Annotated in this window: 20 protein-coding genes; 8 read left to right on the plus strand and 12 right to left on the minus strand. The window is 72.2% G+C overall.

Going from position 1 to position 20971, the window contains the following annotated elements:
* Positions 1-86 precede the first annotated feature (86 nt).
* Together ACZ4TV_RS22185 and ACZ4TV_RS22190 are read left to right on the plus strand one after the other, a co-directional pair.
* On the plus strand, positions 87-836 hold the full coding sequence (locus ACZ4TV_RS22185) for a TRADD-N-associated membrane domain-containing protein (RefSeq protein ID WP_468136440.1): 750 nt from the start codon (positions 87-89) through the stop codon (positions 834-836).
* Between the two features lie 15 nt (positions 837-851).
* Positions 852-1076, plus strand: coding sequence for a DUF2277 domain-containing protein (locus tag ACZ4TV_RS22190; protein ID WP_468136442.1), 225 nt, complete (start codon positions 852-854; stop codon positions 1074-1076).
* A gap of 218 nt (positions 1077-1294) precedes the next feature.
* On the opposite strand, the gene ACZ4TV_RS22195 is transcribed toward ACZ4TV_RS22190, so the two are convergent.
* The 4 genes from ACZ4TV_RS22195 to ACZ4TV_RS22210 all read right to left on the minus strand — a co-directional run bounded on the left by ACZ4TV_RS22195 (position 1295) and on the right by ACZ4TV_RS22210 (position 5297).
* Complete coding sequence (locus ACZ4TV_RS22195; RefSeq protein WP_468136443.1) at positions 1295-1834, minus strand: hypothetical protein; 540 nt, start codon at positions 1832-1834, stop codon at positions 1295-1297.
* A 198-nt stretch (positions 1835-2032) separates the two neighbouring features.
* On the minus strand, positions 2033-2668 hold the full coding sequence (locus ACZ4TV_RS22200; protein WP_468136444.1) for a DedA family protein: 636 nt from the start codon (positions 2666-2668) through the stop codon (positions 2033-2035).
* A 201-nt stretch (positions 2669-2869) separates the two neighbouring features.
* Positions 2870-4558, minus strand: coding sequence for an alkaline phosphatase D family protein (locus ACZ4TV_RS22205; protein ID WP_468136445.1), 1689 nt, complete (start codon positions 4556-4558; stop codon positions 2870-2872).
* 94 nt (positions 4559-4652) lie between these two features.
* Positions 4653-5297: an HNH endonuclease family protein gene (locus tag ACZ4TV_RS22210; RefSeq protein ID WP_468136530.1), complete on the minus strand. Its 645-nt coding sequence runs from the start codon at positions 5295-5297 to the stop codon at positions 4653-4655.
* A 545-nt stretch (positions 5298-5842) separates the two neighbouring features.
* Between ACZ4TV_RS22210 and ACZ4TV_RS22215 the strand changes: the two genes are divergently transcribed.
* Together ACZ4TV_RS22215 and ACZ4TV_RS22220 are read left to right on the plus strand one after the other, a co-directional pair.
* Positions 5843-6424 carry a TMEM165/GDT1 family protein gene (locus ACZ4TV_RS22215; RefSeq protein ID WP_468136446.1) on the plus strand — a complete coding sequence of 194 codons (582 nt, stop codon included), beginning with the start codon at positions 5843-5845 and terminating at the stop codon, positions 6422-6424.
* 269 nt (positions 6425-6693) lie between these two features.
* Positions 6694-7215: a DinB family protein gene (locus ACZ4TV_RS22220; RefSeq protein WP_468136531.1), complete on the plus strand. Its 522-nt coding sequence runs from the start codon at positions 6694-6696 to the stop codon at positions 7213-7215.
* An 86-nt stretch (positions 7216-7301) separates the two neighbouring features.
* Here the strand turns inward: ACZ4TV_RS22220 and ACZ4TV_RS22225 are convergent, their stop codons facing one another.
* From ACZ4TV_RS22225 to ACZ4TV_RS22235, 3 genes are all read right to left on the minus strand, one after another.
* Complete coding sequence (locus ACZ4TV_RS22225; protein WP_468136448.1) at positions 7302-7994, minus strand: helix-turn-helix domain-containing protein; 693 nt, start codon at positions 7992-7994, stop codon at positions 7302-7304.
* A gap of 135 nt (positions 7995-8129) precedes the next feature.
* On the minus strand, positions 8130-8813 hold the full coding sequence (locus ACZ4TV_RS22230; RefSeq protein ID WP_468136449.1) for an HAD-IA family hydrolase: 684 nt from the start codon (positions 8811-8813) through the stop codon (positions 8130-8132).
* Positions 8814-8947: 134 nt separating this feature from the next.
* Positions 8948-9799, minus strand: coding sequence for a peptidoglycan-binding domain-containing protein (locus ACZ4TV_RS22235; protein WP_468136451.1), 852 nt, complete (start codon positions 9797-9799; stop codon positions 8948-8950).
* Positions 9800-10030: 231 nt separating this feature from the next.
* Between ACZ4TV_RS22235 and ACZ4TV_RS22240 the strand changes: the two genes are divergently transcribed.
* The gene (locus tag ACZ4TV_RS22240) at positions 10031-12073 is read left to right on the plus strand and encodes a DHA2 family efflux MFS transporter permease subunit (RefSeq protein ID WP_468136532.1); all 2043 of its coding nucleotides are present in this window, start codon (positions 10031-10033) and stop codon (positions 12071-12073) included.
* A gap of 17 nt (positions 12074-12090) precedes the next feature.
* Here ACZ4TV_RS22240 and ACZ4TV_RS22245 read toward each other — a convergent pair whose 3' ends face one another.
* On the minus strand, positions 12091-12612 hold the full coding sequence (locus ACZ4TV_RS22245) for a GNAT family N-acetyltransferase (RefSeq protein WP_468136453.1): 522 nt from the start codon (positions 12610-12612) through the stop codon (positions 12091-12093).
* A gap of 106 nt (positions 12613-12718) precedes the next feature.
* On the opposite strand from ACZ4TV_RS22245, the gene ACZ4TV_RS22250 reads away from it, so the two are divergent.
* Positions 12719-13114, plus strand: coding sequence for a nuclear transport factor 2 family protein (locus tag ACZ4TV_RS22250; protein WP_468136454.1), 396 nt, complete (start codon positions 12719-12721; stop codon positions 13112-13114).
* Between the two features lie 169 nt (positions 13115-13283).
* Here ACZ4TV_RS22250 and ACZ4TV_RS22255 read toward each other — a convergent pair whose 3' ends face one another.
* Positions 13284-13625, minus strand: coding sequence for an antibiotic biosynthesis monooxygenase family protein (locus ACZ4TV_RS22255; RefSeq protein ID WP_468136455.1), 342 nt, complete (start codon positions 13623-13625; stop codon positions 13284-13286).
* Positions 13626-13732: 107 nt separating this feature from the next.
* On the opposite strand from ACZ4TV_RS22255, the gene ACZ4TV_RS22260 reads away from it, so the two are divergent.
* A complete protein-coding gene (locus tag ACZ4TV_RS22260; protein ID WP_468136456.1) occupies positions 13733-15817 on the plus strand; it encodes a bifunctional glycosyltransferase 87/phosphatase PAP2 family protein in 2085 nt (694 codons plus the stop codon).
* Positions 15818-15886: 69 nt separating this feature from the next.
* Here ACZ4TV_RS22260 and ACZ4TV_RS22265 read toward each other — a convergent pair whose 3' ends face one another.
* Together ACZ4TV_RS22265 and ACZ4TV_RS22270 are read right to left on the minus strand one after the other, a co-directional pair.
* Positions 15887-17260: an FAD-binding oxidoreductase gene (locus ACZ4TV_RS22265; RefSeq protein WP_468136457.1), complete on the minus strand. Its 1374-nt coding sequence runs from the start codon at positions 17258-17260 to the stop codon at positions 15887-15889.
* Positions 17261-17604: 344 nt separating this feature from the next.
* A complete protein-coding gene (locus ACZ4TV_RS22270) occupies positions 17605-18849 on the minus strand; it encodes a cytochrome P450 (RefSeq protein ID WP_468136458.1) in 1245 nt (414 codons plus the stop codon).
* A 242-nt stretch (positions 18850-19091) separates the two neighbouring features.
* Here ACZ4TV_RS22270 and ACZ4TV_RS22275 point away from each other — a divergent pair, with 242 nt between their 5' ends.
* Positions 19092-20261 carry a steroid 3-ketoacyl-CoA thiolase gene (locus ACZ4TV_RS22275; protein ID WP_468136460.1) on the plus strand — a complete coding sequence of 390 codons (1170 nt, stop codon included), beginning with the start codon at positions 19092-19094 and terminating at the stop codon, positions 20259-20261.
* A 141-nt stretch (positions 20262-20402) separates the two neighbouring features.
* Here ACZ4TV_RS22275 and ACZ4TV_RS22280 read toward each other — a convergent pair whose 3' ends face one another.
* Positions 20403-20807 carry an aggregation-promoting factor C-terminal-like domain-containing protein gene (locus tag ACZ4TV_RS22280; RefSeq protein ID WP_468136462.1) on the minus strand — a complete coding sequence of 135 codons (405 nt, stop codon included), beginning with the start codon at positions 20805-20807 and terminating at the stop codon, positions 20403-20405.
* Positions 20808-20971: the final 164 nt, after the last annotated feature.

Genomic DNA, 20971 nt, shown 5'->3' on the forward strand with positions numbered 1-20971 from the left:
CCCGCTCTCCCGACGGCCTTTCGGCCACTGTGCCACAGCCCTCCAACTCCCTTGGCCGCAGCGTCGGGGCGTGGGATCGTCGGGAGATGGGCGAGTGGCTCGCGTGGGGTGGGGTGGTCGTGGCGGTGGTCGCGGCCGCGGTGATGCTGACGCTGATGGAGCGGTCCCTGGGGGCGGGATTCGAACGCAGACGGGCCGAGGAACGGGCACGGCTGCTCGCGCACCTCACCGAGCCCGCCGAGCCCGCCGAGCCCGCCGAGCCCGCCGATCCGGCCGATCCGGCCGAACCCGGCGAATCCGCCGCACCGGGCGGACCCGCCGGACCCGCCCGACCCGTCTGGCCCTCCGCCCTGCCGGGGGCCCGTAAGTTCGAGGACGTGGGCGGGATCCGGTTCCGGTACCCGCCCGCGCAACCCGGCGACCGGCGGGACGACTTCACCCCGGTGCTCGTGGAGTACTACGCCTACGGGCTGACCCAGGCGCGGAGCAGCTTCGCCACCAGCCAGCGGTTCGCCGGGGCCGGGGCGGCGATCCTGCTCGCCGGGGTGGCGCTGGCCGTGTGGAAGGCCGAAGCCGGCGGGGAGCTGTACCTCGGGATCGTCACCAGCTCCGTGGGACTGGTCACGGCCCTGATCGGGCAGCTCTTCCACCGCCGGGCCGACATCGCGCTCCGGCACATGGCCGACCAGACGGCTTCGCTGCGCGACGACCGGCGGGCCGCGGAGACCACCCAGCAGGCGATCGCGCTGCTGGAGACGGTCGAGGACCCGGGGCTGAGGGCCCGACTCCAGGCCGGACTGATCATGAAATTGTCCGGGGCCGAGCTGCCCCGGTAGCGGGATAGTAGGAGTATGTGCCGTTCCATTAAGACCCTGCGCCCGCCCGCCATCCCCGAGAAGGCGACCGAGGAGGAGATCCGGGCCGCCGCCCTGCAGTACGTACGGAAGGTGTCCGGGTTCCGGGCGCCGGCCGCCCACAACCGTGAGGTGTTCGACGTGGCCGTGGACGCCGTCGCCGAGGCCACGGCGGCGCTGCTCGACGGGATGCACGTACGGGGGCAGGCCGCCCCGGCGTGACCCGGAAGCGGCTTACGAGGCCTACGAGGCTTGCGCGGCCTACGCGGCCTACGCGGCCTACGCGGCTTACCGGGCCGTGTGGGGCTGACGTGGCCTACGGGGCGTACGGGCTCTCGGGCCCCACGCAGCCGCCAGGGCCGCCGCAGGCAGTCGCCCGTCCCCGCCCCGCCGCCGCCACGCGGGCCCGCCGTGCGCGGGCCGCTGACGGCGGTCGGGGATCAGGTGGCGGAGCGGCGGCGCAGCACCCACACGCCGGCGCCGAGCGCGCCGGCGGCGAGGGCGCCGCCGATGGTGATCTGCCATCGGCTCATCGAGCCGATGCTGCCGCCGGTCCCACCGCGTGCGCCGGCCGGGGTGACCAGGAGGGAGAGCGTGACGCGCTCGCCGCCGGGGCCGCCGCACTCGAAGACGACGCGGTGCGTGCCCGGGTTGGCGTTGCGGTAGACGGTGGCGCTGCCGAAGAGGTTGGCATCCGGATTGCCGGCGGTCAGGCGTACGTCGCCGAAGGCGCTCGACGTCACCCTGGCGGTCCTGGTGCCGCAGCCCGCGAGATTGAGGGCGACCCGGCCGCCCGGGGCGACGGTGCTGGGGGAGACGGTGGCGGAGGGGATGGCGTAGGCGAGTGTGGTGGGGGTTGCGGCGGCGGCGATGAGGGTCGCGGCCGCGACGGTCATCAGACGGCGCGCCACGGCGGACCCTGCGGCGGGCGGCGTGGCGGACGATGTGGCGGGCGGCGTGGCGGGCGGTTTGGCGGGCATGGAGAGAACTCCTCGGCTCCTCGAAACGGCGCGGCCAGGGCACGGATGTGACGCGGATTCGGTTGCGCACCGTGTGGTGGACGCTAGGAGCCCGGGCCGGGCGCGGCGATCGGGGCCGGGTGAACGGGTGAGCCACTGCTCCGCCCGGGGGAGCCCAGGGGGCCCAGGGGAGCCCGCCGGGGCACCCGAGGACCCGGCCTACGCCGCCGGGGCCGCTGCCGTCGCCGGGGTCGGGCGGCGGACGAGGAAGGCCGCCAAGGCACCCGCGGCGAAGAGGGCGACGATCGAGAGCGCGGTGCCGAGCCACTGGGTGCCGAGCCACTGGGTGCCGAAATACCCGAGGGCCACGCTGTAGCCCGCCCAGGCCATGCCCGCCAGGACCGACCAGGGCAGGAACTCCGCCACCTTGCGCTGGGTCTTGCCCGCGCCCAGGGACACCACCGAGCGCCCGGCCGGGGCGAAGCGGGCGATCACCACCAGGGCGCCGCCGCCACGTGCCAGAGCCGTGCCCAGGCGCTCCTGGGCCCGGGTCAGCCGACGGGAGCGCGCGATGGCCCGGTCCAGCCGGGCTCCACCGCGCCGGGCCAGCCGGTACGCGGCCATGTCACCCAGCACCGAGGCGGTCGTGGCGATCACGAGCAGGAGCAGGATGTCGGGCACTTGCGCGGGCACGGGCACCGGACCCGCCGCCCCGGCAGCCGCCGCGGCCGCTGCGGCGGTGATCACCAGAACCCCGCTCGGCAGCACGGGGAGGAAGACGTCGAGCACGACGGACACCGCCACCAGGGCGTAGATCCATGGGCTCGCGGTCAGCGAGCCCAGAGTCTCAAACAAAGCGGGACTCCCCAGTCCGGTTGACGTGCTGCGGCATGAAGCGCCGCGACGTCGCGGGGAGCGGCAGGAGCGGCTTGACAGCCATACAGCGTACGCCCGGCGCTCGCGCCCGGGGTGCCCGGGGCGGTTCCCACACCGCCGCCGCGTCAACTCCGCCGCCCCGCACCGCCGGAGCCAGCCGGATACCCTGCTCCGGCCCGGTCAGCTCGCGGTCAGCTCCCCGTCAGCTCCCGGTCGGCTCTCCGTCAGTTCCCGGTCCAGCACCGTCACCAGCCGCGCCCCTGCCCGGTTCTTGCGCGCCTGGTCCAGCCGCAGCCGCGCCGTCCGCCCCGACAGCGCCAGCGTCATCAGCTGATTCCCGAACCAGGGGCCGCCCGTACGCCGCCAGTTCAGCGGAGGCCGCCCCGTACGCCCGTGCAAGGAGAAACCGCGCCCCAGCCACCGCCCCGTCCGCGACCAGCCCAGCCGGAAACCCCACTTCACGGCGGTGTGGATGGAATTGTGAACCGGCGAACAGGTCAACTGGAACACCCGCGCCGTACTCGGTATTCGAGGCTCGGCCACATACGCGTGATGCACGTCCCCCGACAGCACGCACACCGTCGCCGGCGCCCGCGGCCCCGTCCCCACCTCCTCGATCAGGTCCGTCAGCGCCGCGAACGACGCCGGGAACGCCGCCCAGTGCTCCAGATCGCTGCGCCGGCGCAGATCCTCCCCGATCCGCGCCCACCGCGGCCCCCGCTCCCCGCGGCACAGCGCGGCATTCCACGTCTCGGCATCGTGGACCAGCGGCGGCATCAGCCAGGGCAGCGAGGACCCGATCAGCAGGTGGTCATAACCGCCGTGCCCGGCGAGGGCGTTCTCCCGGAGCCACTGCTGCTCCGCCGGATCGAGCATCGCCCGCCCGTCCTCGGCCAGCACCCGCGCCGCCCGGGTGTCCACCATCAGCAGCCGGGTCCGGCCGAAGTCACGCCGGTAGCTCCAGCGCACCGTGCCCGGATCGGCATCCGCCGCGGAAGCGAAGGCCCGTAGCGCGTCCGTACCGTCAGGGGTCTGCCGTATCGACTCGTACAGCCCGTCGGCCGCCAGCTCGGCGGGCGAGAGATTGCCCATGTGCTGGTACACCCAGTACGACATCAGTCCGCTGAGCACACGCTCCCGCCACCACGGCGTCGCCCGCATCTCCGCCAGCCAGGCCTCGCTCGTGTTCCAGTCGTCGATGACGTCGTGGTCGTCGAATATGTGCAGGCTCGGCACGGTCGACAGCAGCCAGCGGATGTCCGGATCGAGCCAGGACTCGTAGTAGAGCCGGGTGTACTCCTCGTAGTCCGCGACCTGGGCGCCGGGCGCCTCCCGCAGGTCCCGCCGGGCCGCCAGCCACTGCCGGGTCTCGCGGGACAACGCGTCGGCGTAGACCTGGTCGCCGAGCAGCAGCAGGACGTCCGGGCGCACCGCCTCCGGGTCGGCCGCCAGCCGGGCCGCGAGGGTGTCCAGCGCGTCCGCGCCGTGCGGCCCGTGCCGGCCCGCGGGCGGCGCGGCCTGCCGGCAGGAGCCGAAGGTGACCCGCAGCCCCGTCGCGGGCCGGCCGGGGCCCGCCACGGCCGGAGTGGTGATCGTGCTCGGCGGGAAGCCGCTGTCGGGCAGCGGCCACACCCGCCGGCCGTCGAGCAGCACCTCATACGCCGTCGTCGCGCCCGGGGTCAGGCCGGTCACCGGCACCAGCGCGTAGTGATGACCGGCTATCTGGAAGGTGCGCACACTGCCGCCCGCCCCGTCGGCGCACCGCACCTCGGCCGTGCACGGGCGGTCCACCTCGACCCATATCGTGGCCGATCCGCCCGTGTCCCAGTCGACGTGGCGTAGCAGCGGCCCCAGACGCAGTCCGGCCATGTAACTCCCCCTCCTCCGTATCCCCTTCGATCACGGTACGACGGGGAGGGGGAGCCACGCCTCCCCCTGACGGGGGAAAGATCGGCCGGCTTCGTCAGCAGCCGTTGAGGACGTTGACCAGGGCCGTCTTCTCGCCGGAGTCCATGCTCAGGCCCCAGTACTGCTTCACGTGGACCCACATCCGCGCGTACGTACAACGGTAGGCCGTCCGCGGCGGCAGCCACTCGCCCGGGTCGAGGTCGCTCTTGGCCTGGTTGACGTTGTCGGTGACCGCGATGAGCTGCGGGCGGCTGAGGTCGTTGGCGAACTGCTGGCGCTTGCTGGTGGTCCAGGAGCTGGCACCGGAACGCCAGGCCTCGGCGAGCGCGACGACGTGGTCGATGTCGAGGTCCGAGGCGGCGGTCCAGGTGGCGCCGTCGTACTCGGAGTACCAGCTGCCGCTCACCGCGGCGCAGGCGGAGTCCTGGACGACGTTCACGCCGTCCCGCTTGAGGACGGTCTCGCGGGTGTTGCAGGTGCCGGAGACGGTGCTCCAGTGCGGGAAGAGATCGCGGCTGTAGCCGGTGGTGGATCCTTCCGCCCTCGGCGTGACGGTCGCCAGGTACGAGCGGGCGGCCGAGGCGCTCATGGGGGTGGGCGGGGCGGCCTGGGCGGTCGGGGCGTTGAGGAGGGACGTGAGTGCCGCGAGCGCGGCTGCTGACGCGAGCACGCCAATTCGACGCGCGTAGACGCTGGGTATGAGTGCCATGAGGGGCTCCCTGTGTGCGGGGGGTGTGGCCGTACGGCCCCGGCGGGGCGTGGCCATGCTGGCGGCGCCGGGTTTCGCGGGGATGGGCGCCAGGTGACAGCCTGGCGACATGAGCACGTCACATCAAGGCGGGCAACGGCTCGCATTTAAGTGGAAGTTGAGCTTCCGCGACTGCGAGGGCGGCGAGGTGGCCGTGGATCAGGGTCGACCCGCAGGGATCGGCCGGGTCAAGGCAGGACCAAAGGCCCATTCCGCCCCGGCGTGGGCGTCACGTACGCTGTCCGGAGCAGAAGGGGAGTAGCTCTTCGCCGGACCGTCGACATACTGCTGGGTCACCCCAGCCGGCGCCCGGAGGCAGGCCGCGGACAGCGGCCGGCCAGCGAGACCTTCGGCCGCAGTGTCCTGTTCCGGCGTAGGCGCGTTTCTCCGTACGCGCATACGCACGCCAGGGCGCCGCCGAGCCGAAGCGACCCCTGACACACCCAGGTCTCTCGGTACCGATGGCGTCCTGCCCGACCGATTGAGGTTCCACCCCCGTGTTCAGCTTCAGCATCACGGCGATCGCCTTCGGCGTCGTCTTCCTTGCCGAACTCCCCGACAAGACGGCCCTCGCCGGCCTGATGCTCGGCACGCGCTACCGCGCCTCGTACGTCTTCGCGGGCGTCGCCGCCGCCTTCGCCGTGCACGTCGCGCTCGCCATCGCCGCCGGCAGCGTGCTCACGCTGCTCCCGCACCGGCTCGTCCAGGCCGTCGTCGGCATCCTCTTCCTCCTGGGGGCGGCCATGCTGCTCCTGAAGAAGGACGACGGGGACGAGGAGATCAAGCCGCCCGCCGACCAGTCCTTCTGGAAGGTCTCGGGGGCCGGCTTCATGCTGATCCTGGTGGCCGAGTTCGGCGACCTGACGCAGATCATGACCGCCAACCTCGCCGCGCGGTATGACGACCCCCTCTCCGTCGGGGTCGGCGCCGTGCTGGCCCTGTGGGCGGTCGCGGCCATCGGCATCCTGGGCGGGCGCACCCTGATGAGGTACGTGCCGCTGCGGCTGATCACCAAGGTCGCGGCCGCGGTGATGGCGGCACTGGCCGTGTTCTCGCTGTACGAGGCGATCGCGGGCTGACGGATCGGGGCGGGAACGCGGAACGTGGGACGCGGAGCGCGGAGCGCGGAACGCAGAACCCGGGAGCGGCGGGCCGGGGGCGGAGCAGGGGGACCGGACCTGCGGCGGATACTCCGTTGCGGGAAGCACGGACAGGGATCACGCTCGTACGCGTGACCGAAACCAGTGGCCCCGCCGCCCCCACCAGCCAGACCAGCCCCACCAGCCCCACCAGCCCCACCATCAAGCCCGTGGCCGCCGCGTCGGACCGGCACTTCGGCTGGTCCAACATGTTCGTCCACCCCGATGAGGACACCCGGACCGACGGAGGGTTCCAGGGCGAACGGGCCGTGCTCGCCGGCTACCTGCGCGACCAACGGCTGACGCTGGAACTCAAGTGCGCGGGCCTCGACGCGGAGGCCCTGGCGCGGCGCTCCGTGGAACCGTCCGACCTGTCCCTGCTGGGTCTCGTACGCCACCTCGCGGGCGTCGAGCAGCACTGGTTCCGGCAGGTCATGGCAGGCCAGGACGTACGCAGGCACTACCGCTCGGAGGAAGACCGCGCGGGGGAGTTCACCGGCGCGGTGGCCGACCCGGCGGTGGTCGCGGACGCGTGGGCGACCTGGCGAGCCGAAGTCGCCTTCGCGGAACAACTCGTCGCGCAGGCCCCCAGCATGGACGTCACGGGTGACAACGACGGTGAACCGATGGAGCTCCGCGAGGTCCTGGTCCACATGATCGAGGAGTACGCCCGCCACAACGGCCACGCGGACTTCCTGCGGGAGCGCATCGACGGACGGGTGGGGCAGTAAGGGAGGCCGCCGCCGCGGCCGGGGAAATCCGCGGCCGGTGTGAGGGACCCGTCGGACGGAACAGCGATGACGGGGGCGGATGTTCCTCAGTCGTCGAGGAGCCGCCATGCGGCGAGGGCGAGCGAGGCCCGTATCAGTCCGGTGGGCTCGGTGAGTTCGATGCCCAGGGTCCTTCCGATCTGTTCCAGCCGGCGGGCGACGCTGCTGTGGTGCAGGTGGAGAAGATCAGCGGCCCGGCGCAGGGAGCCGGTGGCGCAGTAGGCATCCAGAGTCCCCAGATCTTCCGGGCTGTCAGCCATGCGGGCCATCGCGGCCACATCGGCGTTGTCCCGCGCGACGTCCCGGGGTACGTCGGCCAGGAGCGCCAGCGCGCCCAGGTCGGCGTAGCGGATGACGGGTTCGCGCTGGGTGGTGAAGCGGAGGGCGGTGCGGGCTTCCCGCCAGGACCGGTCGGGGCTCGCGGCAGCGCCGATGCCCGCGCGGGCACCCGCCGGAAACCGGTCCGGGTCCACGGTCGTGGCCAGGATGACGCCCACGCCGGCGAGCGGCGCCGCCTTCACCGGTCGGCCCGGGCACACCAGGCCGCCGAGCTGGTCGAGCGGCAGCCGCGACCGTACAGCGACGGCCCGGAGCGGCAGGTCGGCGGCGAAACCCAGGAGCCGCAGCGCGCGGGCGCGGGCCGCCTCGTCGCTGTCGGAGCTGATCGCCAGCTCGACGAGGGCGGGGTCGGCCATGGTGGTCCGGGCCGGGCCCCTCGCGGATCCCGTAGTTCGCGCCATGGCCGGAGTGCCGCAGGCACCGCCGGAGTACGCGGTCGCCCGCCTCGGGCTGCCCGCCTCGGGCCGCGCAGATCGCGCCGCCCGCATCGCGCCGTAGGCCGCCCCGTGCACGGGCCGGGCCGGAGTTTGTGGCGCTCAGGCCTTCGGGGGCAGCGTGATGCGGATCGAGCCGTCGGGGGTGGTCGTGATGTGGAGGGGCGTCAGGTCCGGGACGTGTGCCGTGGGGGCGTGGGCGGCCGCGCGGGGACCCACGCCGATCACGCGCATGCCCGCCGCCCGGCCGGCGGCGATGCCCGCGGCCGAGTCCTCGAACACGATGCAGTCGGCCGGGTCCACGCCCAGCGCGGCCGCGCCCTTGAGGAAGCCCTCGGGGTCGGGCTTGCTGGCCCGGACGGACTCGGCCGTGACCCGTACCGCGGGCATCGGCAGGGCGGCGGCGGTCATCCGGGCCGCGGCCAGCGCGGCGTCGGCGGAGGTGACCAGGGCGTGCGGCAGGCCGTCGATCGCCGCCATGAACGCGGGGGCGCCCGCGACCGGGACCACGCCGTCGGTGTCGGCCGTCTCGCGGGCCAGCATCACCGCGTTCTCGGCGTGGTTGACCTCCATCGGGCGGTCCGGCAGGAGCACGGCCATGGTGGCGTAGCCCTGGCGGCCGTGGACCACCTTCAGGGCCTCCTGCGGGTCGAGACCGTGGGACACCGCCCAGTCGTGCCAGCAGCGCTCGACCACCGCGTCGGAGTTGACGATCGTGCCGTCCATGTCCAGGAGCAGCGCCTTGGCGGTGAGGACTACGGGTGCGGTGGTGGTGCTGGCCGGCATCGCGGGGCTCCAGACGGGGCGGGAAAAGAGAACAAGTGGTTCCGTCCACCGGTCAGGGAGTGAGGACGGAACCACTTTGTTCCAACACGATACAAAACGAAGGGCGGTCCGCGCCACCAGCGGGCGTGTGAGCCTTATCCCTCCAGCGCCTTGCGGGTCACCGGGCCGTAGAAGCCCCACTCCTGGTCGTCGATGCCGTTGTCGTACTGGAACTCCGACAGGGCCTCCTCCACCCTCGTGTCGAACCTCCCGTGGATCTTGCCCCGGTACAGGCCCTCCGCCGCGAGCAGCCGCTGCAGCTTCTCCACCTCCGGACCCGAGTCCCCGTACCGCAGGATCGGGGCCGCCGCGGGCGGCGGGCTGGAGGAGCGGCTCGCGCTGGGCGACGGGGCCGCTGAAGGGGGCGCCGACGAGCGGGACGCGCTCGGTGACGGTGACGGGGACGGCGACGCCGACTTCGAGGCGCTCGGCGACGGGGAGGCCGAGGCGGACGGGCTGCCCGGCGTCGGGCTCCCGGACGGGGCCGCCGGAGCGGCGCTCACCGCAGGCGCCGTCGCCTTCGCCTCCAGCAGGGCGGCATCACTGCCCGCGGAGCTCGGCAACACCCACACCGCCATGGCCGTCCCGCCGAGGGCGACCACCGCAGCGGCGCCGAGCAGCAGCGCCAGCGGCCGTCGGGTCGCCGAGCCGGTCCGCTCCTCCGGGCCCCCGCCCCCACCCCCTCCGCCACCATCGATGCCACCGGATATGTGCCCTGCGTCCGGGATCGCCTGGAACTGGGCCGTGTCGGCCGGGCGCGGCGCATGCTCCGGCACGTCCGGCCACGGTTCGTGCACCGGCGGTACGGGCGTCCCGTACGCCGGGGTGTCGTTCCGCGCCGCCACCGGGCGCGGGTCCGGGGTCACCACGCCGGATATCGGCGGCGGGGACGCCGGGGCGTCCGGCTCGCCCGGGTCCGGCAACGTGACGTACGGACGGATGCGCAAGGGGTTGAAACCCACACCCGGCGCACACCCGCAGCCGGCGCCGACGACGCCGCAATCCGGACAGTGCTCACCGCTCACTGGACTCCCTCCCTGGCCGTTGCCTGCGATTATGCAGACCCGTCAAGGCCCTCCCAACCCGCCCGAGAGGCCATAACCGGACACACCGCTCAGGATGGAGATGTTGATCCGGCCTGAGGAGGAAACGTGGCTCAGGATGTGACCAGGGAGGCCGTGGACCCCGGTCCCGGCCCGCGGAAGTCCGGACCCGCCACCGAGCACGCCTCCCGGGAAGTGCTCGTCTCCATCGGCGCCCTGCTGCTGGGCCTGCTGATCGCCGCACTCGACCAGACCATCGTCTCCACCGCCCTGCCCACCATCGTCAGCGACCTCGGCGGCATGGCGCACCTGTCCTGGGTCGTCACCGCCTACATGCTCGCCTCCACCGCCGCCACCCCCCTGTGGGGCAAGCTCGGCGACCAGTACGGACGCAAGAAGCTCTTCCAGTACGCCATCGTCCTCTTCCTGATCGGGTCGGCGCTGTGCGGACTCGCCCAGGACATGCCCCAGCTCATCGGCTTCCGCGCGCTGCAGGGCCTGGGCGGCGGCGGACTGATCGTGCTGTCGATGGCGATCGTTGGCGACATCGTCCCGCCCCGCGAACGCGGCAAGTACCAAGGCCTCTTCGGCGCCGTCTTCGGCGCCACCAGCGTGCTGGGTCCCCTGCTGGGCGGCCTGTTCGTGGACCACCTGTCCTGGCGCTGGGTCTTCTACATCAACCTCCCCATCGGTCTCGTCGCCCTCCTCGTCATCGCCGCCGCCCTGCGCATCCCGGCGCGTGCCTCGAAGCACACCATCGACTACCTCGGCACCTTCCTCATCGCCTCCGTCGCCACGTGCCTCGTGCTCGTCGCCTCCCTCGGCGGCACCTGGGGCTGGGGCTCGGCCCGGATCATCGGCCTCGCCGTCCTCGGCGCCGTGCTGCTCGTCGCCTTCGTCGCCGTGGAGCGCAAGGCCGCCGAACCCGTCCTGCCGCTCGGACTGTTCCGCATCCGCACCTTCACCCTCTGCTCGGCGATCAGCTTCGTCGTCGGCTTCGCGATGTTCGGCGCGATGGTCTACCTCCCGACCTTCCTCCAAGTCGTCCAAGGCGTCTCGCCCACCATGTCCGGCGTCCACATGCTGCCCATGGTGCTCGGCATGCTGATCGCCTCCACCGCCTCCGGCCAGATCGTCAGCCGCACCGGCCGGTGGAAGGTCTTCCCGCTCACCGGCACCGCCATCACCGCCATCGGCCTGCTCCTCCTGCACCAGCTGCACCGCACCAGCTCGACCTGGGAGATGAGCGCCTACTTCTTCGTCTTCGGCGCCGGACTCGGTCTGGTCATGCAGGTACTCGTCCTGGCGGTGCAGAACGCCGTCCGCTACGCCGACCTCGGCGTCGCCACCTCCGGTGCCACCTTCTTCCGCTCCATCGGCGCCTCCTTCGGCGTCGCGATCTTCGGCACGGTCTTCACCAACCGGCTCGACGACAAACTGGCCGCCGGCCTCGCGGGCGTCCAACTACCGCCCGGCGCGGGCGTCGCGCAGCTGGAGGCCGACCCCCGCGCCATCGGCGCACTCCCCGCCGAGCTCCGCCCCCGCGTGCTCGACGCCTACGCCACCGCCATCACCGACGTCTTCCTCTACGCCGCGCCCATCGTGCTGGTCGCCTTCGTGGTCGCCTGCTTCCTGAACGAGGACAAGCTCCGCGGCTCGGTCACCGCACCCGATGTGACCGAAACCCTCGCCTCCAATCCCGTGCACCGCTCCTCACACGACGAGGTCGCCCGCGCGCTGTCGGTCCTCGGCACCCGCGAGGGCCGCCGCCACGTCTACGAGAAGATCACCGAGAAGGCCGGCTACGACCTGCTGCCCGCCGCCAGCTGGCTGCTGCTGCGGATCAACAAATACGGCTCTGCCGAGCCCGCCATGCTGGCCGAGCGCACCAACGTGCCACTGAAGGCCATCACGGACGCCGGCCGCCAGGTCGAGGAGCGCGGGCTCGCCGTCCGGGACGGGCTGGCGCTGATCCTGACCGACCGGGGGCGCGAGACCGCTGCGAGGCTCGCCGAGGCGCGGCAGGAGTCCCTCGCCGAACTGCTCGGTGACTGGTGGGGCCCCGACCGCCCGACCGACCTGGTCAAGCTGGTCCAGGAGATCAACAGGGAGCTCTGCGGCTCCGACGCCGAGGAGCCCTACGACTCCGCACCCCGGCGGGACCACGCCGCGCGCTAGGGGGTGTCCGCGAGGGATCAGACCAGGCGCTTCTCGAACCAGTGCTGCGCATACGGGCCGGAGTTGTACGCGGGTATCTCCGCATACCCGTGACGCGCGTACAACGCCCGGGCCTCCACGAGATCCGACCGCGTGTCCAGCCGGACCCGCTCGGCGCCCAGCGCACGGCCCTGCGCCTCCAGGACCTCCAGCAGCGCCGCCCCGCCGCCGGTACCGCGGGCGCGCTGGTCGACGTACACCCGGGTGAGCTCGGCGGTGACAGGGTCGAGCAGGCGTATCCCGCCGCACGCCATTGGCTCGCCGCCCCACCGGCCGACGACGAACTGGCCCGTCGGCGGGACCAGCCCGTCGTCCGGGAAGTCCAGCAGCCCTTGATCGATCTCGGCCTCGGTGACCTGCCGCTTCCAGTACCGGCCGGCGACCTCGGCGTAGTACGCGCGGCGCAGGAGCGTGGCATCCGGGGTGGTGAACGGCTCGGGGGCCACGGCCCACGTCCTGGTGGCTGTTGTTGTCGTGCGGTGCTCGCTGTGAGTGTTCATGGGGTCATTGTGGAGGTCGCGGTGGAACTCCCGCGTGGAATATCCACAAGGGCGGGCTGATGATAGGAAAAAGGACAAAACGCGTACCCGGAGGGTGTGAAACGCCATGTCAGAGCATCCCGACTGTGCCCTGGTCCGCCGCGGCTACGAGGCCTTCGCCAAGGGTGACTTGGACACGCTGAGCACGCTGTTCACGGCCGACGTCATCTACCACGTGCCCGGCAACAACCCGCTGTCCGGGCACCACAAGGGGCGGGAGAACGTCCTCGACCTCTACCGCCGGCTCGGCGCGGAGACGAACGGCACCTTCCAGGTGCACCTGGAATCGGTGCTGGCGGACGGGCGGGGGCACGTGATGAGTTTCCACACGGCGCGCGGCGACCGCGGCGACCGCGGCATCGAGATCCGCCAAGGACTCTTCTGCACGATCGTCGGCAACAAGGTCACCGACATCGACCAGTGCACCGCGGACATCGACGAGGAAGACACCTTCTGGAGCTGACGCTCCGCAAAGCACCGCAAAGCACGGCAAAAGTACGGTAAACCACCGCAAGGCAACTGCAAGGCAACTGCAAGGCAACTGCAAGGCATCGCGCCGCAGTACCGCGCCGCAGCCGACACGGCCCGGTTCGGGGCCCGGAGCCCCCGAACCGGGTGAGTCAGGCCAGCCGTCAGGCCTTCTTCGGCGCCGCCTGCTGCACGACCTCGAACGACCACACCGTCGACGCCGAAGCCGCCGGCTTCGGCCGCTCGCCGCCGCCCTCCCCGCCGCCCGCGGCACCACCCTGGTGAGCGGCCTTCATCGGCCCCTCCATCCACGCCTGGAAGTCCTCCTCCGACCGCCACCGCGTGTAGACGAGGTACTGGTCGGTGCCCTCCACCGGGCGCAGCAGCTCGAACCATTCGAACCCGTCCGAACCCTCCACCGCCCCCGCCCGAGAGGCGAAGCGCCGCTCCAGAACTTCCCGCTGCTCGGCGGGAACCGTCAGTGCGTTGATCTTCACGATGCTCATGGGAGCCATCCTAGGTATCCCGCGGGGGATATCGTCGTGCGGGTAATGGAGCGCGGCAGCCAGGCAAAGTCAGGGTTGCGGTCAACAGGGCGGGAGGCCGGCGAGGCGTGGCTAACGCGGCAGAGCACAGCGGTGCGAACGGACATGCCGGGGTCATAGGCGATAACGGCAGGCTCGGGGCGGCACGTCTCCTCCTGTGGGCACTGGCGGGCGCCCTCGCCGTCAGACAGGCCGCCGCCGTGCTGCGCGTGCCCCCCGGAGAGTGGCTCAGCGGCTTCCACCTCCCCGGCAGCCTGCCCGGATCGCTGTACGACACCGGCCAATTCGCCGGCACGCCCTTCGCGGGGCTGGTCCTCAAACCGCTCGTCGGCTTCGGCGCGCCGTCACTGGAGGTCGCCTGGACCTGCGTGACGCTGCTGTTCGTCGCCGCCATCGGGCTCGTCGCCGCCCGCGGCCTGCCCGACCCCGTGCCACGGCGCACCGCGCTGCTCGCAGCGCCCGTGCTGACGGCCCTGATGATGGTCTCGCTGCCCGTCCGCGAGGCCGCCTCCCCGGGCCAGACCGCCGTCCTGCCCGTGCTGCTGGTGCTCCTGGCCGTCTTCCGCGTGCCCGGCGACCGGCCCGCGGGCTTCCTCGTCGGCCTCGCCGCCGCGCTCCAGCCCGCACTGCTGCTCTTCGCCCCGCTGCTGTGGCTGACCGGGCGCCGCCCCACCGCCCGGACCGCCGCCGTGACCTTCGCCGCAGCCACCGCGCTGTCCTGGGGGGCCATGCCGCGCGACTCCTGGACGTACTGGGTCCAGTACCTGGTCGGCACCGGCCTCGGCGGCGCCCCCGACGGCCTCGCCAACCAGTCCGTGCACGGCGCGCTGCTGCGCCTGGGCCTGAGCGGACCCGCCGAGATCCTGCTCTACGTCGCCCTCGCGGCCGCCATCGTCTTCTTCGGCCTGCGCCGCGCGGTCCGCTACGCCCACGACGGCCAGCTGCTGCTCGCCGTCGCCGTCACCGGCTGCGTGGCCGTCGCCGTGTCCCCGGCCGGCTGGCGCCACCAGCTGCTGTGGGTGCTGCTGGCCGTCGCCGGCAAGGTGGGCAAGCGCGCCGCCGACCGGCCCGTGTGGCCGGTGGCCGTGGTCCTCGCCATGACCCTGCCGAGCGCCGTGCTGCTGCCGAACCTGGCCGCCTTGGCCCCCGTACGCGACAACGTGCTGCTGCTCACCGCGGTCGCCGCGGCCTGCGCCGTACCGTTCCTGCCGCGCTCGTCGCCGTACTGGCGCGAGCCCGTCCCGACCGCCTACGGGCGGCCGGCGGCGGCCCGCTGGGCGCGGGTTCCCCTGCTGCCGTTCTGGCGGCGCGTGCTGTCCCGCCCGAACCTGCTGTTGGAACTCCTGCTGATACGGGTCGGCTACTCGCTCTACTCGCACATCCGGGCGGCCGCCCCCACCAGCCGCTCGCTCGCCGAGGGCAACGGCAGCCAGATCCTCGGGATGGAGCGGGTGCTGGGCCTCGACATCGAGCACGCCGTGAACCTCGCGGTGGTCAACACGCCCTGGCTGGAGGCCTTCTTCAACTTCTACTACACCTCCTTCCACTTCGTGGTCCCGCTGACGATCCTGGCGGTCCTGTACTGGCGGCGCCCGGGCGACTACCGCTGGGCCCGGGCCTCCCTGGGCCTGGCCACCGTCCTGGCCCTCATAGGCTTCTGGCTGTACCCGCTGGCGCCGCCGCGCCTGATGCCCGGTCTCGGCTTCGTCGACACCGTGCACGGACCGCAGGACCTGGCCAACCCGTCGTACGGGGCCATGACCGCGATCTCCAACCAGTACGCGGCGATGCCCTCGCTGCACTTCGGCTGGTCGCTGTGGTGCGGGGTCGTGATCGTGGTGCTGGCGCCGAAGGGCTGGCAGAAGCTGCTCGGGGCGCTGCACCCGCTGATCACGGTGTGCGCGATCGTCGCGACCGCCAACCACTGGGTGCTGGACGCGGTGGGCGGGGCGGCCGTCGTGACCGCCGGCTTCGCGCTCGTGTACGCGCTGTCCGGGCCGCGGGGGCTGCACGTGAGCCTCCCGGCGCAGCGCAGGACCGGGGAGGAACAGGCCGGAGGGGGGCGCGGCGGAGCGGAACAGGCCGGAGGGGAACGGGCCGGCGGGGAACGGGCCGGCGGGGAACCGGTCCGGGCCCCGGCCCGGACCTCCTGACGGCCACGGCCACGGCCACGGCCACGGCCACGGCCACGGCCACGGCCACGGCCACGGCCACGGCTACGGTCACGCCGCCGGCGGGACGTTCTGGTTGAGGCGGAAGAGGTTGCCCGGGTCGTAGCGCCGCTTCAGCTCCTGGAGGCGGCGGTACTTTTCCGGGCCGTAGGCCTGCCGGACGCGCTCCTCGCCCTCGTTCATGAGGAAGTTGACGTACACGCCCGAGTGGTGGGGCGAGAGCGCGGACCAGAACCCGCGCGCCCACTCCCGCTCCTCGTCGAAGCCCGTCGCGTCCTCGCAGGTGGGGTTGATGTTGAAGGTGTGGCCGGCGCCGCGTCCGGTGAACGCCGTCTCCTGCTCGCCGACACGCGCGATGGCGCCGCCGAGCTGGAAGATCGGGAAGGCCGTGAGCGGGGACGCCATGCGCGCCGCGTGCTCGGCGGTGATGTCGATGACCTCGTCCGTGAGGCGCTCGACGTCGCACGATTTGAAGTAGTACCAGCGGCCGTGCGGGTAGGACGGGTCGAACATCGCCTGGTGCGCGGTGAACGGCTTGGGCCCGCACAGGTCGAGAACGGGCGGCGGCCCGGCCTCGCGCAGCGGCCGTAGGACCTCCTGACCCTCCTCGACCGGCCCCGCGTAGCAGCACACCACCATCACCACGGGCTTCCCGTGCAGTTCCGGCGGTATGTACGGCAGCGGCGGTGCCTTGCGGTGGACGACCGCCGTGGTCAGCTCGTCCGGTACGTCGGTGATCCACTCGCGGTAGAAGCGCAGGAGCCGCGCCGACTCGGCCATCGGCCAGATGACGGGACCGGCCAGCACGATCGGCCCGACCGGGTTGAGGCGGAAGGTGAACTCCGTGACGATGCCGAAATTGCCGCCGCCGCCCCGCACCCCCCAGAAGAGGTCCGGGTTCTCGTCCTCGCTCGCCTTCAGGTACGTCCCGTCGGCGGTGACCAGGTCCACGGAGAGCAACTGGTCGACGGCGAGCCCGTACTTGCGCATCAGCCAGCCGATGCCGCCGCCGAGGGTGAGCCCGGCCACGCCCGTGTGCGTGACGATCCCGGAGGGTACGGCCAGGCCGAACGCCTGCGTCTCGTGGTCCAGCTCGCCCAGCAGTACGCCCGCCTGGGCGCGGGCCGTGCGGCCCTCGGGATCGACGCGGATGCCGCGCATGGCCGAGAGGTCGATGACGATGCCGCCGTCGCACACCGAGTGGCCGGGGAAGCTGTGACCGCCGGAGCGTACGGCCAGCGGCAGGCCGGCGGAGGGTCCGGTGGCGAACCGCACGGCCTCGATGACGTCCGCGACGCCCGTGCAGTAGGCGATGAGGGCGGGGGAGCGGTCGATCGAGCCGTTCCAGATCCGGCGGTCCTCGTCGTACGTGGGGTCCTCCGGACGTACCAGCCGGCCCCGGAACGACTGGCTCAGCGTGGTCATGACTTCAGTCTGGCACCGGGGTGGGGGTCGCGCATTCGGCTCGCGCGGGCCGAAGGGGCGCCGGGGCAGCTGGGCCCTGGCGCCCCTTCGGCTGGATCGCCGCTGTCTGTAAGGATCACCCGGTTCGGGTGGGGCCGCCACTCGGACGGGTGCGGGCCGGCTGCTGGGGGCGCTGCCCCCAGACCCCCGCGCCTCAAACGCCGGCGGGGCTGGATTTTGCGCGGCGGGGCTGGATTTGCCCGGGCGGGGCTGGAATTGCCGGGGCGGGGCTGGAATTGCCGGGGCCAGTGGACGGCAGGGGCCGGGGCGTGGGAGGAGTGGTCCCTGCCGTCCTGGATCCAAGGTCAGCCGTGGCTGACCCGGAGCTCCTTGATGCCGTTGAGCCAGGCCGCGCGCAGGCGGCGCGGGTCCTCGCCGGTCAGGCGGAGGTCGGGCAGGACATCGGCCAGCGCGTTGAAGATCAGGTCGATCTCCATGACGGCCAGGGACTTGCCGAGGCAGAAGTGCGGGCCGCCGCCACCGAAGCCGAGGTGGGGGTTGGGGTCGCGGGTGATGTCGAAGACGCCGGGATCGGTGAAGACCTCCGGGTCGTGGTTGGCGGAGGAGTAGAACAGCCCCACCCGGTCGCCCGCCTTGATCTTCTGGCCGCCCAGTTCGGTGTCCTGGGTGGCGGTGCGCTGGAAGGACACGATCGGGCTGGCCCAGCGCACGATCTCCTCCGCGGCGGTGGCCGGCCGGGTCGCCTTGTAGAGCTCCCACTGGTCGGGGTGGGTCAGGAAGGCGTGCATGCCGTGGCTGATGGCGTTGCGCGTGGTCTCGTTGCCGGCGACCGCCAGGAGGAGGACGAAGAAGCCGAATTCGTCCGATCCGAGGTTGCCCTCGCCCTCCGCCGCCACCAGCTGGGTGACGATGTCCTTGGCCGGGCACTCCTTGCGCGCGGCGGACAGGTTCATCGCGTAGCCGATGAGCTCCATCGCCGCATTGGCGCCGGCCTCCTCGGTGATCGCGTACTCCGGGTCGTCGTAGGCGATCATCTTGTTCGACCAGTCGAAGATCTTGGCGCGGTCCTTCTGCGGTACGCCGATCAGTTCGGCGATGGCCTGCAGCGGGAGCTCGCACGCCACCTGCGTGACGAAGTCGAAGCTGCCGTCGGCCGCCGTGGCCGAGGCCTCCTCGACGATCTTCCGGGCCCGGTCCCGCAGGGCCCCCTCCAGCCCGCGGATGGCCCGCGGGGTGAAACCGCGCTGCACGATCTGGCGTACGCGGGTGTGTTCCGGCGGGTCCATGTTCAGCATGATCAGTCGCTGGGCATCTATCTGCTCACGCTGGATGTGCTCGTTGAAGCGGATGATCGCCGTGTTCGTGGTGGAGGAGAACAACTCGGGGTGCGTGGAGACGTACTTGACGTCCGCGTGCCGGGTCACGACCCAGTAGCCCTCGTCGTCGAAGCCGGTGACACCCCGCCGCTGCGGACACCACCACACCGGCGAGGTCTGCCGCAGCTGTGCGAACTCCGGGAGCGGGACGCGGCTTTGGAGCAGGTCGGGGTCGGTGGCGTCGAAGCCTTCGGGCAGCGCGGGGCAGGACATCGGGGCAACTCCAAAGTCTGACGGACCATCAGAAGTTGGCTCGAAGGTAGTAACGAGTTCTACAAGTGACAAGGGTCGGCGCATCAACTGTTGCGTGTGGAATCCGTGCAGGCCGCGTGCAAGACCCTTGCGTGCCGGGGCCCAGGTCATAAGACTGCGGGGGAGAACTAGAACGCGTACTAGTTCAGGCGGGGCGCCGGGACGGCCCGCCGCGCTGGCGCTGTGCAGGAGAGGACGAGCTCATGGCCGCGGAACCCGTCATCGTCGAAGCCGTACGCACCCCCATCGGCAAGCGCGGGGGCGCGCTCGCCAACCTCCATCCCGCCTACCTGCTCGGCGAGACCTACCGCGAACTGCTGGCCCGTACCGGAATCCAGCCCGACTGCGTCGAGCAGATCGTCGGCGGCACCGTCACCCACGCCGGCGAGCAGTCGATGAACCCCGCCCGCAACGCCTGGCTCGCCATGGGACTGCCGTACGAGACCGCCGCGACGACGGTGGACTGTCAGTGCGGCAGCTCCCAGCAGGCCAACCACATGGTCGCCAACATGATCTCCGGCGGGGTCATGGACATCGGCATCGCCTGCGGGGTGGAGGCCATGAGCCGCGTGCCGCTGGGGTCGGGGTCGAAGCACGGGCCCGGCAAGCCGTTCCCGGACGAGTGGAACGTGGACCTGCCCAACCAGTTCGAGGCCGCCGAGCGGATCGCCCGCCACCGGGGCCTCGGCCGCGAGGACGTCGACAGGCTGGGCCTGCTGTCGCAGGAGCGGGCCGTGGCCGCCTGGGCCGAGGAGCGGTTCAAGCGCGAGACCTTCGCCGTGCAGGTGCCGACGACCGAGGAGGAGCAGGCCGCCGGGCAGGGCATGTGGCGCCTGGTCGACCGGGACGAGGGCCTGCGGGACACGAGCATGGAAGCCCTGGCCCGGCTCAAGCCGGTCATGCCCACCGCCGTGCACACCGCCGGCAACTCCTCGCAGATATCCGACGGGGCCGCCGCCGTGATGTGGGCCTCCCGCAAGATGGCCCGCGCCCTCAAACTGCGGCCGCGCGCCCGGATCGTCGCCCAGACCCTCGTCGGCGCCGACCCGCACTACCACCTGGACGGGCCGATCGACGCGACCCGGGCCGTGCTCGGCAAGGCCGGGATGTCCCTCAGGGACATCGACCTCGTCGAGATCAACGAGGCTTTCGCCTCCGTCGTCCTCAGCTGGGCCCAGGTCTTCGACCAGGACCTGGAGAAGGTAAACGTCAACGGCGGCGGCATCGCGCTCGGCCACCCGGTCGGCGCCACCGGCGCCCGGCTGATCACCACCGCGCTGCACGAGCTGGAGCGCCGCGACAAGGAGTTCGCGCTGATCACCATGTGCGCGGGCGGCGCGCTGGCGACCGGCACGATCATCCAGCGCCTGTGAGCCGCGTGCGCAGGCGCCTCTGAACCCGTGGGATGGGATGCTGAAGGCCCCGGTGGCCGGACCTGGGGAGGCCGGCCACCGGGGCCTTCGTGTGTCTGCCGCTGCTGCAGCTACTGCTGCCGCTGTTCTACCGCTGGCGGCTTAGTACCAGTGGTTGGCCTGCCAGAAGTTCCAGGCGCCGACCGGGCTGCCGTAGCGCTCGTTCATGTAGTCCAGGCCCCACTTGATCTGGGTGGCCGGGTTGGTCTTCCAGTCGGCGCCGGCCGAGGCCATCTTCGAGGCCGGCAGGGCCTGGGCCAGGCCGTACGCGCCGGAGGACGGGTTCGTCGCCGTGTGGTCCCAACCGCTCTCGTGCGAGATGATCTTGTCGAACGCGGCGAACTGGGCCGGGTCCTTGATCATCTGCTGTGCGATCGCCTTGGCGCTCGACGGGGCGGCCTGCGCGGGAACGGCGGCCAGCATGGAACCGGCGGCGGCAAGGCCGACGACGGTACCCGTGAGGGTCTTCTTGGAAGCGGCGATGCGGCGGATGAGGGAGTTGGACACGGATTGACCTTCCGAAGGGGACAAGGGCGGTCGCAGGCATGCCGAAGACATGCGTGAGCCACTCACGCGGAGGAGAGGGGTTCGTCGGCGGGGGGTGAAGTACCCCTGCCGCCTTGCGACTCATCCAGTTCTACAGACGCCCGGACGTCCTGGCAAAGGCCCCT

The sequence above is a fragment of the Streptomyces sp. NPDC028910 genome, from assembly GCF_055564955.1.

Excerpts from the sequence above, each read along its gene's own strand:
- ACZ4TV_RS22255 (WP_468136455.1), bottom strand. The coding sequence starts at position 13,625 with ATGAGCATCGTGAAGATCAACGCACTGACGGTTCCCGCCGAGCAGCGG.
- ACZ4TV_RS22225 (WP_468136448.1), bottom strand. The coding sequence starts at position 7,994 with ATGGCGCGAACTACGGGATCCGCGAGGGGCCCGGCCCGGACCACCATG.
- ACZ4TV_RS22190 (WP_468136442.1), top strand. The coding sequence starts at position 852 with ATGTGCCGTTCCATTAAGACCCTGCGCCCGCCCGCCATCCCCGAGAAG.
- ACZ4TV_RS22205 (WP_468136445.1), bottom strand. The coding sequence starts at position 4,558 with ATGGCCGGACTGCGTCTGGGGCCGCTGCTACGCCACGTCGACTGGGAC.
- ACZ4TV_RS22250 (WP_468136454.1), top strand. The coding sequence starts at position 12,719 with ATGTCAGAGCATCCCGACTGTGCCCTGGTCCGCCGCGGCTACGAGGCC.
- ACZ4TV_RS22270 (WP_468136458.1), bottom strand. The coding sequence starts at position 18,849 with ATGTCCTGCCCCGCGCTGCCCGAAGGCTTCGACGCCACCGACCCCGAC.
- ACZ4TV_RS22195 (WP_468136443.1), bottom strand. The coding sequence starts at position 1,834 with ATGCCCGCCAAACCGCCCGCCACGCCGCCCGCCACATCGTCCGCCACG.
- ACZ4TV_RS22265 (WP_468136457.1), bottom strand. The coding sequence starts at position 17,260 with ATGACCACGCTGAGCCAGTCGTTCCGGGGCCGGCTGGTACGTCCGGAG.
- ACZ4TV_RS22185 (WP_468136440.1), top strand. The coding sequence starts at position 87 with ATGGGCGAGTGGCTCGCGTGGGGTGGGGTGGTCGTGGCGGTGGTCGCG.
- ACZ4TV_RS22275 (WP_468136460.1), top strand. The coding sequence starts at position 19,092 with ATGGCCGCGGAACCCGTCATCGTCGAAGCCGTACGCACCCCCATCGGC.
- ACZ4TV_RS22220 (WP_468136531.1), top strand. The coding sequence starts at position 6,694 with ATGTTCGTCCACCCCGATGAGGACACCCGGACCGACGGAGGGTTCCAG.
- ACZ4TV_RS22230 (WP_468136449.1), bottom strand. The coding sequence starts at position 8,813 with ATGCCGGCCAGCACCACCACCGCACCCGTAGTCCTCACCGCCAAGGCG.
- ACZ4TV_RS22245 (WP_468136453.1), bottom strand. The coding sequence starts at position 12,612 with ATGAACACTCACAGCGAGCACCGCACGACAACAACAGCCACCAGGACG.